We start from the raw sequence: 12,228 nt of genomic DNA on the forward strand, positions 1-12,228 counted from the left end.
CAGAAGGTTAGAGACTTGAGGGGAAAGAAGGTCAGGCGGATTGGTGTGAAATGTAAGGAAGTGTGATGACGACGCGAAGTCCGCCGCTCTCACGGTTGCGCGCACTGATGGTTCCGCCGTGTAATCGAACGCTGCGCTCGGCGATCGCAAGGCCGATACCGCCTGTACCGGACTTCGTGCTCCTCGAATCCCCGACGCGAAAGAAGGGCTCGAAGATCTTGTGGACTTGATCGCTGGGGACTCCAGGCCCCTGGTCATCGATGGCGATGCTGATGCATTCCGAATCACCCGAAACAGTGACCTCTACGGATGTGCCTTTGTCCGTGTACTTCAGCGCATTGCGAACAACGTTCTCCACGGCACTCTGGATCATTCCGCTTTCGACATCGATCAAGAGACGTTCCGGCCCCTGCATTCGTATCTGCTTATCGGCGGCCTGCGCCTCGAGACTCGCATCCTCGACTATGTTCATCAGGAGATCGACGATGTCCGTCGAATGTCGTGCAATGTCTGCCTGCGCCTCTAGTCTGGTGAAGGCCAGGATTTCGCCAATGAGTTCGTCCAGACGGGCGAGCTCAGCCTCCATTCGATCGATTTGATTGCAACCATTGGCATCCGCTGATTGGCGCGCAATCGACAATAGTGCTTGCAGGCGAGCGAGGGGCGAGCGCAGCTCATGCGAAACGTCACGCATCAAACGCTGTTGTGATTGCAAGAGAGCGTCGACCCGTTTCGTCATTTCATCAAAATCTTGCGCAAGTCTGGCGATGACATCGGTTCTGTTGCCTACGGTATGTGCCACCCGAACGCTCAGGTCGCCATCGGCAACACTCTGCCCTGCAGATTGAAGCCTTCGTACGGGCAGCACGATGAAACGAGCGAGCAAGAACGAAGCGATCGCGCTCATCGCAACCAGGGAAATGACGAGCAGCCACCGCCCCCCGGGTCTCAACAATGCATTGCCAATCAGAAAGTATCCCTCGTAACCCACAACCTTGTATCCGTTCAGTCCCTCGCTTTGAACGTGCAAACGTTGGGGGATCGACTCAGGTGCCGCCGAAGAACCAGCATTTAGCTGACGGACAGTTGCGACGGCGTCAGGCAGCGTGCGGCCAAAGACATCGTTGCCGTCCGGGTCCAGAACAAAGACTTCGAGTAAAGGAGAAAAACTGACCTCGTGCTCGGCGGAGAGAGTCACGACCGCGGTCGCGGGATCAATCTCCAGGTACTGGCGAAAATCCCGCGAGATATGCGCGACCATACGCTCTGCGAAACGTGCTGTACTGGGCGAATTTTCCGGGTTGGGTAACCAACTGCCCATCCACACCATGACAGCCAAGGTGGACAGAGCAATCACCCACGCAGAGAGAAAGATACGCCAGAAAAAACTCATTTGGACGACGAAACATATAAGTAGCCGCGTCCCCGTACAGTCTTGATGCGCTGCCGGCCATCATTGAGAGGGCCGAGCTTTTTTCTCAGGTTAGTGATGTGTGCGTCCACGCTTCGATCATAGGGCATAATTCGGCGTCCCAGTGCATGGCGGGCGATGGAATCTTTATCAACCACCTCTCCGGCCGATTGGAACAATACCTCCAGGACCAAATACTCGGCGCCGGTGAGCGGAACCAGCTCACGGTTACGAAACACCGATTGTGAGCCTGGTTCAATCTGCATATCGCCGATCGCAATGGACGTGCCGGCGGCTTCGCCGCTCTGCGCTCTGTTGACACGACGAATGATGGCGCGGACCCTCGCTACCAATTCACGGAGGTTACAGGGCTTGGGCACATAGTCGTCGGCGCCGATTTCCAGCCCCAGGATTCGATCTATGTCGTCGCCGCGTGCTGTAAGCATAACGACCGGCGTATCAACCGCCTCTCTGATCCTCTTGAGTACCTCGAAACCGTTCAGCTTGGGCAGGCCTACATCGAGGATGATGACGTCGAATTCCTCCTTAACGGCTGTGTCGGCACCGGCCGCGCCATCATGGCGCATCGTGACAGAAAACCCTCCTTCCGCGGTGAGGAACTCGGCAATCAATTGAGCGAACTCCTGATCGTCATCAATGATGAGCACATTGACGGCGCCGCCAGGCTGCGTGTTAGTTGACATATCTACCTCCGAACACTCCTTCCGGAACAGACCGCTGAAGCTATTCATGCCGCACATCTAGCGAATTCCAATTAATCAGGATGATCGTAACACTGCACTCCGCTTGCTGTGCCTCCGTCGGTCCGGCACCCGACGAACCATGCCGAATCATAACGGCAGGCTTGCCGATCGGGTAATCATACTGGCGTTACCCGATCGTAATCGTTGATACCGAGCTTCACCGCGGTGCAGAGACAAACTGTACCTGCCGGCGTTTCGAAACCAGTCACGCCGCACCACCCAATTGACCTTCGCCAATCGGTATCGCACTTAGAATCTTGTCAAGCGCCTCAAGTACTAGTACTTGCGCGTCGTGAAGCCCGGAACCAAGGGGTACGCGGACCGTCTCATTGGCTTGCCAGAGCGTAATCCCAACCGTGTCCTGTAACGTGATCTCCAACTGCACATCGGCGCCGGCAGTGACATCAGACACGAAAGATACACCTCGGTATCCCGATCCATGCTCAACGTCCAATACGGGCTCAATATCCACGCTAAGCCGTATGTTCAACGCCGCAGTATCCACAGTTCTTTCCCAACCCCGGTCTGTCATGCTTGTAACGACATGTTCCTTTAAACCGAAATCGCGTTCGACGACAGTATCGATCGAAATATCCTCGACTACGAAAGTTGTCGCTAGTGCAAAAGGTACGGGAGACTCGACAGTGATCTGTGGAGAGGTAGCACAGGCTGTTAGTCCTAATAGAAGCGATGCTACTGCCAATTTGAAGTTGCTGTTCATTTTCGTCTATGCCTTTGTTGGTAATTTTTAGGTGATGTGCCGGCAGTCAATTCGTATCGGTCGACCGCCGACAATTTCTTGGAAACGTCCTATGCACTGCAAACAGGTATCCATGCAGAAAACTGATCCAGGAATGAATTGACGCTCAGCGAATTTATTGCGCTACAACGATCCGTTCACGCATCTCGGCGCGGCGCTCTTGCTGCATGCGCTCGAATTCATCGAGCTGTTCCTTGCTCAGAATTCCCTCAAGCTCACTTAGCGTATGAGTGCGGGCAGCGTTGAGCTCCTTACGTAATGCCCTTGCCTGACGAAATCCGAGTTTTTCGTTCGCGCCTCCATGACCCTCCGGATCCATGCCATAGCTCGACAGAATCTTCTGCCGTGAGGCCAACGCCGCCTCAAGCACTATCGTCGCTTGATCGATTTGTTCTTCCGTCAAATCCAGCGTTTCAACAATCTGCTGTATCTGTCCTTGCTCGACGGAGGCCGGTTCCTCGTTTGCGACAACCTGTGTGCTGATAGCTGACAGGGCGAGCAGCGCCATGGTGACTGTAGTTAGTTTCATCGTTGTCCTCTCGTTTATGAACTGAGGACCTAGAATAACGAGGCGTGCGCAAAGCTCTGTCAGTCTCTGGAAGGAAGTGTAAGAGAGCGGATAGATCGTGATGTCTCGCTGCCAATAGGCCGATTGCCAGCCACATCGACGAGGAGTTCGCCCGGTCTTGCCCATTCAACGATGAACGGGTTTTAAAGGGCTCGAACCGAATAATTCAAAAGGGCAGGAACTAGCTGGAGTTGTCGCGCGCAACCTCGTCACTCGCCGTGGCCGCTCTGTGACCAACAACGCGACGTGGCGCGTTGCGAGAGGTTAGTCAGGACATCGGTTCGACCCTTACTTGCTGCCCGGTGCCGTCGCCTTGAGTTATCTACAGACCCTGCAACAATTGACCAATACGCTGCCTTGCGGCCGCATCCGGCAAACCGCCAATTCCAGCCGCCGCGTTGTCCGCCATATGACGGGAGCTGCTGGTGGCCGCCAGTACGCTAGTGACATCAGGATTGCCCAGAATCCATTTGAGCGACAGCTGCGCCCAGCTATCGCAATCGAACTCCGCAGCCCACGCAGGCAATTCATGTCCGCGTACCATTGAAAAGTAACGGCCGTTGACGAACGCGCGGTTGATCATGACGGCAATGCCGTTGTCTCTCGCCGCAGGTATTACGCGCTCTGCGGCCTCAGGTTCCAGCGGCGAGTAGTTGACCTGGATAAAGTCCAGATCGCGGTTCTTGATCAGCGCTTCCATTCGGTCAAAGCCGCTGCGTCGCGACGTCGTAATTCCGATGTAACGGACGTGCCCTTCCTCTTTCCAGTGCTGCAGATTGTCCAGCTGTGTCTCAGCATCAACGAGGCTGTGCACCATCATCAAATCGAGCGGCGCTTTGCCCAGCAGTTCGGCTGATGCCTGCATCGAACGCAAGCCAGCATCCCGGCCCCGCGAGCGAACCTTGGTCGACAAGAACAAGCGCTCCGCCATGTTGTCATCAGCGACCAGCGTCCCGAGTACCCGCTCCGCATTGCCGTAGCCGGGAGCGGTGTCAACCAGTGTGCCGCCGTATTCGAGCAAGGTGTTGAGTACCGCACGTAACTCGACCCCGCCGTCGGCAGGCATGCGCTCAAACTCATCAGAAGTACCCAGCCCTATGACCGGCAGGTCCTCTGTCGTGCCGGGAATTCGACGTCGTGCCATGACCGAATCAGCCGCTGCAAACGGTAGGGTGGAACCCAAGGTTGCCGCCGTAGCCATACCGATAAAGGATCGGCGAGTCAGTGAGTTGTGATTAACCATTTCCTAGCCCCAGTTCAGTTCGACTGCCGGAAACCTTAACACGAAGAAATATTCGTCCAAGTGGTGCCCTAATAGAGGGAAAGTGCCTCCACGGAATCAGTGAGGCGGCATCAGCTTAGCCCTAACGGATTTAATCGCTCATTCGGTCAAATAACGCAGGCTCCTTAAAGTTGTGCCTAATGTGTTTTCTGACCCAGATGCGCTGCCTTCCCGGAGCCGGGAACGCCCTGCTATGTCGATAAAGATTACAAACCTGCTTGGCTCTGGACACCGCAATTTTTTAACTCATTGAATGTGAGCCTTATTTCTTTGTTGGCTCGGAAGTTGCTTCTTAATTGAGTGGGCATCACGCTCCGTAGGAAGCAAAAATGAGAACCAAATTATTCATTACATTGTCGGGCCTGGTCATGGCGTTTGCCGGCAACGTTTCCCAGGCAACGCCGATCACGTGCGGCAGCAGCGCGCGAACGGCGACGCTCGACTCGGCCGAGTCCTGTGTAACCAGTGCCGATACTGGAAGCACCCGGAACAACCCGAATGCCTCGGACATTGGGGCGGCTTTCCCGCTCGAGCCTTGGACAGCACTGGGTGACGTTTCGGTTGACATCACGTCCGGCCGTTTTGGCGCAAACAGTGTCGATCTGAACTGGAACCTCGACTCCGATATCTGGAGCGAATGGGGCGAGCTGGTGGTCAGCATTCACGTCGGCCGCGGTCAAAGTAACCTGAGCTGGTTTGCCTGGTTGATTACGCCATTCAATACGTCGGGTACGCTGAGCTACGACCGGCTTTCCGGCGGCGGTGGCGGCTTCTCGAACATCAAGCTCTGGGGCCGTGGCGAGCCAACCATGAGCCAGGTTCCCGAACCTGCCTCACTATTCCTGCTCGGCCTTGGCCTGGCGGGTATAGGCGTCGCACGACGCAAGAAAGGCGTCTGAACAGGCAGTAACAAGAAACAGGAAGCCCCGCCACGTGCGGGGCTTTTTTTTGGCAAGAAAAACTGCCGGAATTTTTGTCAGGTGCGGAGCCTGATAGCTCCGACGGCGATTGGTATCGAAATTCGCTCAGGGCTTTCACGTTTGGTAAGCGTTTGACCATGTTGCCATCAGCGCCCGGAGTACCCGCGTCGCCGTAGCCTGGTGGCGGTGTCAACGCGTGTTCCGCCGTATTCGAGCAAGATATTGAGAACTGCAAAACCCGCCATCAATTGTTATAGAAGCGCGATTCTAAGCAGTCCTCTAATGACTGCATACGCTTGAGAGAGCGCCGACGCACCACCCAACATGCAGCATAAGACTTATAGAACCCAATCATAGTTACTGGGTAGTCCTAGTTGTCACCGACAATTTTTGTGGGTTCCACATTCTCTAGTCGGCCAATCATTACTCTGCGGCCTCGGTTTCTATTTGAATCAGGCTCTCCAGGCAAAACGACAACTTCATTCCGCCAATTGAGAGCCTGAGTAGTTACATACGTGTGTGGAATGGTGCCAGCATAGGACCAGGTATGAGTTCTTAAGTCGAAACGCATAACGTCTGGGCTAAATTTCCCCTCGACTTCGCAGGGATCCACATTGCGCTGACCGGCTTTCCCGTCATCTCCGCTAAAAATGTAAATAGCATTATCGTAGAATGCCGCTGAACCAGCCGCTACTGGTTTAGGCATGTTCGGCATCGTCTCCCAACCAGTGCCTGGCGCGTAACGATATGCGTCCACGAGATAACTTGATCCCGACCCTCCGTCTTTCGACAAGATCTGGCCTGAGAATAAATACAGTGCCTCGTCAGTGGAAACAGCAACAGGAATTATTCGAGCTGGTCCCGGCCAAGGGTCTAATGCTCTCCAGCCCGCAAGTATATCTTTTAGGTCAAGAGACCAAAATGAATGACTCGCTTGGCTGCCACCTGGAGACTCGAGGGCACCAAATACATACATAATGCTGTCGAGAATCACGCCGGATCCGTACGCGTTGGTTATCGGTAAATCCGGCAGCGGTGTTTGCGTCAACCCTTGGCTCGACCATTCAAGCAAGAATGCCTCAGCATGGTGATCCTGTTCGCTGGCACCGCCGACGCATACAACGCCGCCGTCAAATGATGCACTAGCACCGTAGGCGGTGGGGGAAGCTAGTGGAGTGGCCTTAAGCCATTTTGTCGAATTCGGTACAAGCACATACGTTGCATCCAACCACACCTTGGTCTTGCCAATCTCTGATAGCGCATCAGTTTCCCAGTATGTACCTCCTGCGATAATCAACGCATCGTTGTGAACACCAGCACAGTGTCCGCCTACTTCGTGCGGCGTCGACACTAGATATCGCCACTCGAAACCCGGAGATATCACACTTTCATTCCCTCCGTCCGCAGCAGCTGTCGCTACGATGGATAGTGAGCCGAGGCATAAAGAGGCAGTTGCTCTTCGGTACCTCATACAAGTACGCCTTGGTCACAGGCAGCGTTAAACTTCGTCCTCTTTTTCATTCTATTGATACGCTGCGATACAATCGACTTCTACCCTGGCATTGAAAGCCAGCCCGCTAGCCGCCAGCGCGGCACGCGCCGGATATGGCGCTGCAAAGTATTGCTTGTAGACGCCATTGAATGCTGGCCATTCAGCAATATCAGCAAGAAATATGGTGCACTTGAATACGTCAGTCAACTCAAGACCACGGCGGTTCAACGCAGCTTCAACGTTCGTGAATATTTGCTTCGTTTCGGCCTCAATTCCACCCGAAACCAAGCCTCCATCGGCACCTGTTCCGAGAATTCCTGAAAGGAACAACATATCGCCAACACGAACCGACTCGGAAAATGGCAAACCCTTTCCTTGCAGAGGCCCATCATCAAAGCGCGTGACTTCTACGGCAAATCCGCTATAGGCGAAGAATGACAGAGCAACCACGAGGAAACGTAAACCGACGACACGACTATTATTCATAACTTTTTCCTATTATTACTGGACTATAAAGGGGTTCGGGACTGCAACGTTGGCACCTGCCAACTAGCTTAGAACGCAACATCTACCTCAAATGGAAAAAGGGCAGGTGACCGTTTTATATAGGCGAAAGAGGAGTAATCAACAGATGTTGCACCGCGTGTGTTTGCCATGATCAGAGAAGAACACACGTCCTTGAACGCACCACGTGGTGCGTTCACCCCCTTCAAAATTATTATCCGCTTGGATTCGAGGTCAATATTCAATGTACGGAACTGCATCTGACTCACATTGCCAACTCGACGACTGGTCAGCACAACAGTCACATCATTTTCCAACTCCAGTGCGACTGTCGGACCTGTATTGAAGTACCTGTATCCCTCGTGGGTTGCCACCGTATCTTCGAAACGGCCGTCCGACACGCATCGCACTCGCCCGCGCACGTGTAGCACCCTGCAATAAGACGCATCTAACTTGGCGCCGACGGCAACGCTTAACGTGGTGTCTAATCCCGACTGAATACAACACTGAACAGCTTCCGGATCGAAAATCGTCAGAAGTACACCTTTAGTGCGATTCTTCAACGCGAGGTCAAGCAGCACGGTCGAATCGCCCGGTCCGCCTGCACCAATATTGTCCCCAACATCTAGAATACCAACCGGAAAATTCTTCGCTTCGCAAGCCAGCTGGACGGCGTTTTCCGGCGACAAGATTTCGTCGATCATTTCGTGCCGCCGGTCCCACACTTTACGGGCAAGATCTTTTGCCAGTGTCTCTGCAAGTGCGATATCGTCATTCGTTACAACCAGTACCGCCATGCCCATCTCCGCGACATCGGCCCAAGGAAATCCCTCAGTGAGGCTCGCCGACAGGACGCCCGGAAGTTTGATCTGTTCCTCCATGCCGGCCAAGAGTGTTCGCATGGGTTCTTCTGAAGTATCCGATCGAGTAATACCAATGATCATCGGCAATCTAACCAATGCCTGTGTCGGCTTGATGTCGCCATGCACTGCTTGAGCAAGCAAGCGCCCACATTCGCGACCTCTCTCCAATGTATCGAGGTGTGGGTTTGTTCGGTAAAAGACAGCAACGTCACAATCGTCAATCATTCGCTGCGTCACGTTCGCATGCATATCAAAAACAACCCCGACGGGTATGTGCGGGCCAATAAGCTTTCGCACAGCGGACACAATCCAACCGTCAAAATCCGGCTCGCTCTCTGCAACTGCCGCGCCGTGCAGTGCCAGCAATACACCGTCCCATGGCCCCTGATGCTTTAGCGCTTCTAGCATTTCGCTGACAATCTTTTCTGCTGCATCCTGCGATATTTCGCCGAGTGGTTCGGCGCGTGTAAAGAGCAAGGGCACCGGTTCGAAATGATGCTCTTCGGCAGCTCTGAAAAAGCCCGCCATCACAGCATGTGAATCGTAGAAGGCCTCTCTTACTTCCTGCCCTCTCCAAAAGTTACCATTCGCAAAATCGTCGTAACACGTACCGACGGGGGAGAACGTATTTGTCTCATGCGAGCATCCGAGCAATGCGATTTTCTTTTTCATATAAGGTCAAAGCTTCTCAAGGTAGGGTTTCTCGAAAGTTGATAGACGGATGGGCAACGGCATACTTGGTATGGGAATGCCTGACCCGCGCAATTTTGGAGAACCCGAACTACCATATGGAGTCTCCAGACACTGCTCTTTTCTACTTGGTGCATCGGCCAGCACGAAAACCGCAGCGGGGTATATCATTCCGATTGCACACGGCGCATGGTACGTAACGTTAGTCCTTCAAGGTCACGACCGTCCGACGGCAACAGCAAGCTCACCAAATAGCCAGACACCAGGCAGATCAGCATTCCGATTGTTGTGAAGATGAATCCGTCCGCCCAGCCCATTCGCCAAACCAGTACCATTACACCGACTCCGATACTAATGCCGATTAGGGCGCCCCAACTATTCGCTCGCCGAGTCCCAACGCCGAGAATAAACAGACCGCCCAGCGCTCCCATGAACATCCCTAGAACCTTAAAATATTCTTCCATCAATGAACGAATTTCTGGACTGATAAACAGTAGCCCAACTGCAGTCCCAAGTACTCCGATCAGAACTGTCAGGATTCGAGCAGCTTTAAGATAGCCATGCTCGGAACGGCATGCGTTAAACGGGCGCATAAAGTCCGTAACCAAGGTTGTGGCGGTTGAGTTCATGCTGGTCGAAACCGTCGACTGAGCAGCTGCGAAAATTCCCGCGACAATGAGACCAGCAATACCAACTGGAACCTCCGACGCTATGAAGGCCGGAAATATTTGATCAGTTTGAATGGTGGGATCCAATCTCTCCGGGTGTACCTGGTAAAAGCTATAAAGCCCAGTGCCTATGCAAAAAAACAATAAGGCGCCCGGTATCGCAATAATCCCGCTCATCCATACCGAACTAGTCGCTGCCTTAACGTCCTTGGTGGTCATGTAACGTTGGACAATTGCCTGATCCGCGATATAGCTGGACAAGTGCTGACCGAATCCGCCTAACACGACCGCCCAAATCGACAGGCTGGTCATACTGGTCCGGCTAAAGTCCCAATTGATCATTTGGAACTTGTCGTTCGCCATGCCTATATCGATAAATCCGAGCACTCCGCCTTCAATACCGCTGATTATGATACCGAAGCATGTCAATGCCCCAATCACCAGCACACCGGTCTGAATAGTGTCTGTCCAGATAACGGCCGAAATACCACCCAAGGTACAATAGATTAACGACAATACGCCCATGACAATGACAGACTGCCAAGCGTCCAATGGTGTTACTGCCGCTAACGCCAGAGCAGTCAATGCCAGCACAATGCCGATTCGACTGATATGAAAAAGTGTAAACAGGCCACTTGCGAACAGTCTTACCGACATATTGAATCGCTTGGAGAGGTATTCGTAAGCGCTGGTAGCATCAATCTGGCGAAAAAATGGCATGGCAATGTAGGCGGCAATAGGTGTCGCGAGCAATACCATAAGGGAGCCAACTAATAGCAACCAGTTGGTTCTGTAGATTAGAGCCGGTAATGCAAGGAACGTCAGTGAGCTTAGCAGCGTTGCATAGATTGAGCAGGCTGCGGCCCACCAGGGTATCCTCTGCCCCCCTCGAAAATAGTCATTGGTATCGGTGTTTCCGAATGCAAAATAGACACCAACCATCACCATAGAGAGCAGGTAAATCACCAGCACTGTCATGTTCTGCCAACCGAAATTGGGGGCGGCCCCTCTGACTTCGATTTGCGAGACAGTCGCTACAATGTCAGCAGTCCCACTTCGAACTAACGTGATGCCTTCACCCCATTGTACGGCGGTTGCCGTGCCGGATTGAGATTCAGAATGTCTTCTTTCGTTCGGCTTATTGTTCGTTGAGGACAGAATCTTGTAGTCAGTCCAAGTATCGGTAATCGTGTGGTACGCCAACGCATTCAGCTCCTGACCATCACCGGAATCAGCCAATAGCAAAATATGCGACTGGCCAAGCGCCGTACCGGCCCACCTGCTCGAGACAATCTTGCGGTCATCAATCCTTAAACCAGCTGCATGCCCCCACTGCTTTTCTGTCGGATTGTATTTCCAGTTATCCGTGTATTCCTGTGGTTGACTCGATAGTTTGAGGCGTGGCTCAACCCCATTTGCTGCACCATGCCCGCCCGGGAAAATGGCGCGCTGCTTACTCATCACATAAAGGCGGTCACCACTGCCGTCCGTTTGTCCGACAACGATAAGACCATTGGACGCGGGGCCTTCGGTTGCTCCTTCAGGTAATGATGGCAATTTTTGCCACGGACTAACTGACCGACCATGTTCGTCCAGCTGGTTCGAAATGGCGACGACGCCTCGGTCTGAAAGTGGGTTCCCGGCACTGTCTAACTGGATGCGCGACAGGTCGAATCCGTACATTAGGTCTGTTCGACGGTCTCCGGTGCTACCGACCACCACATAGAGCTGATCACCAATAACAGTTGCGCCACCGTTAACTGAGACGCTGGGCAAAGGGGGCAGCGTTAGCACAGCAGATAGCTCTGTAGCATCGTTCCAACGAATCAAAAACACATCGCTGTACACCATCGCGCCATCGGTACCACCAATGGCAATCAAGCCCAGCTTGTGGCTGACCGACGCTCCGTATGCACGCTTGCCGGGCAGTGTCAGCTCGGTTACTTCCCGCCTCATGGGCTGTTCAGCGACTGTGGTTTCGCTGTCAGCTTCTCCAACTGGCGGTGTAGCGGGAGTTGTAAACCAGACTGCGTCGGAATACGTTCTGTCGCCGTCAGGGTGGCCACTCTGACTTACGACATTGGCCCCGCCCGCGACAATTAGGGCGCCATTGTGCACACCCACGAATTGCCCTGTGGATCCTGGAGTTTGGCTCAGTCGTTTACCAAGAGTACCGCTGGGTATTTCACCCAGTTGTCGCCACTCGACAGTCGTCTGTGGCGAGTCGTTATTGATCGCCCCAAGAACGAAAGTGGGTAGTGCTAGAAAGAGAATCGCCAACGCCAAACTTCGGATCCAATCCACTT

At 53.5% G+C, this 12,228-nt stretch carries 10 protein-coding genes; 1 reads left to right on the plus strand and 9 read right to left on the minus strand.

Annotated elements, in window-relative coordinates; translation table 11 throughout:
• Window positions 1-31: 31 nt before the first annotated feature.
• The 5 genes from AC0L8N_RS06875 to AC0L8N_RS06895 form a co-directional block, all read right to left on the minus strand.
• Window positions 32-1,393, minus strand: a complete 1,362-nt coding sequence (locus AC0L8N_RS06875; RefSeq protein ID WP_473666838.1) for an ATP-binding protein — start codon at window positions 1,391-1,393, stop codon at window positions 32-34.
• Entirely contained in the window at window positions 1,390-2,163 is a 774-nt protein-coding gene (locus AC0L8N_RS06880) for a response regulator (RefSeq protein ID WP_473666839.1), read from the minus strand. The genes AC0L8N_RS06875 and AC0L8N_RS06880 overlap by 4 nt, the downstream gene beginning before the upstream one ends.
• Before the next feature lie 217 nt (window positions 2,164-2,380).
• Entirely contained in the window at window positions 2,381-2,896 is a 516-nt protein-coding gene (locus tag AC0L8N_RS06885) for a YajG family lipoprotein (RefSeq protein WP_473666840.1), read from the minus strand.
• A 154-nt stretch (window positions 2,897-3,050) separates the two neighbouring features.
• The gene (locus AC0L8N_RS06890) at window positions 3,051-3,464 is read right to left on the minus strand and encodes a Spy/CpxP family protein refolding chaperone (RefSeq protein ID WP_473666841.1); all 414 of its coding nucleotides are present in this window, start codon (window positions 3,462-3,464) and stop codon (window positions 3,051-3,053) included.
• 361 nt (window positions 3,465-3,825) lie between these two features.
• Window positions 3,826-4,746 (minus strand): aldo/keto reductase, encoded by a 921-nt coding sequence (locus tag AC0L8N_RS06895; RefSeq protein ID WP_473666842.1) that lies wholly within the window; start codon window positions 4,744-4,746, stop codon window positions 3,826-3,828.
• 368 nt (window positions 4,747-5,114) lie between these two features.
• On the opposite strand from AC0L8N_RS06895, the gene AC0L8N_RS06900 reads away from it, so the two are divergent.
• The gene (locus AC0L8N_RS06900) at window positions 5,115-5,684 is read left to right on the plus strand and encodes a PEP-CTERM sorting domain-containing protein (protein ID WP_473666843.1); all 570 of its coding nucleotides are present in this window, start codon (window positions 5,115-5,117) and stop codon (window positions 5,682-5,684) included.
• 391 nt (window positions 5,685-6,075) lie between these two features.
• Here the strand turns inward: AC0L8N_RS06900 and AC0L8N_RS06905 are convergent, their stop codons facing one another.
• The 4 genes from AC0L8N_RS06905 to AC0L8N_RS06920 form a co-directional block, all read right to left on the minus strand.
• Entirely contained in the window at window positions 6,076-7,056 is a 981-nt protein-coding gene (locus AC0L8N_RS06905) for a hypothetical protein (protein ID WP_473666844.1), read from the minus strand.
• A 171-nt stretch (window positions 7,057-7,227) separates the two neighbouring features.
• Window positions 7,228-7,683, minus strand: a complete 456-nt coding sequence (locus tag AC0L8N_RS06910; RefSeq protein WP_473666845.1) for a RidA family protein — start codon at window positions 7,681-7,683, stop codon at window positions 7,228-7,230.
• Window positions 7,684-7,751: 68 nt separating this feature from the next.
• Complete coding sequence (locus AC0L8N_RS06915) at window positions 7,752-9,236, minus strand: M81 family metallopeptidase (RefSeq protein ID WP_473666846.1); 1,485 nt, start codon at window positions 9,234-9,236, stop codon at window positions 7,752-7,754.
• A 185-nt stretch (window positions 9,237-9,421) separates the two neighbouring features.
• Window positions 9,422-12,226, minus strand: coding sequence for a sodium:solute symporter family transporter (locus AC0L8N_RS06920; RefSeq protein WP_473666847.1), 2,805 nt, complete (start codon window positions 12,224-12,226; stop codon window positions 9,422-9,424).
• Window positions 12,227-12,228 lie beyond the last annotated feature (2 nt).

The organism is Woeseia sp. D3-10 (assembly GCF_055809415.1).

What these genes read in the sequence shown, in the direction of transcription:
- AC0L8N_RS06875 (WP_473666838.1), bottom strand. Translation starts at nt 1,393, where the DNA reads ATGAGTTTTTTCTGGCGTATCTTTCTCTCTGCGTGGGTGATTGCTCTG.
- AC0L8N_RS06880 (WP_473666839.1), bottom strand. Translation starts at nt 2,163, where the DNA reads ATGAATAGCTTCAGCGGTCTGTTCCGGAAGGAGTGTTCGGAGGTAGAT.
- AC0L8N_RS06885 (WP_473666840.1), bottom strand. Translation starts at nt 2,896, where the DNA reads ATGAACAGCAACTTCAAATTGGCAGTAGCATCGCTTCTATTAGGACTA.
- AC0L8N_RS06890 (WP_473666841.1), bottom strand. Translation starts at nt 3,464, where the DNA reads ATGAAACTAACTACAGTCACCATGGCGCTGCTCGCCCTGTCAGCTATC.
- AC0L8N_RS06895 (WP_473666842.1), bottom strand. Translation starts at nt 4,746, where the DNA reads ATGGTTAATCACAACTCACTGACTCGCCGATCCTTTATCGGTATGGCT.
- AC0L8N_RS06900 (WP_473666843.1), top strand. Translation starts at nt 5,115, where the DNA reads ATGAGAACCAAATTATTCATTACATTGTCGGGCCTGGTCATGGCGTTT.
- AC0L8N_RS06910 (WP_473666845.1), bottom strand. Translation starts at nt 7,683, where the DNA reads ATGAATAATAGTCGTGTCGTCGGTTTACGTTTCCTCGTGGTTGCTCTG.
- AC0L8N_RS06915 (WP_473666846.1), bottom strand. Translation starts at nt 9,236, where the DNA reads ATGAAAAAGAAAATCGCATTGCTCGGATGCTCGCATGAGACAAATACG.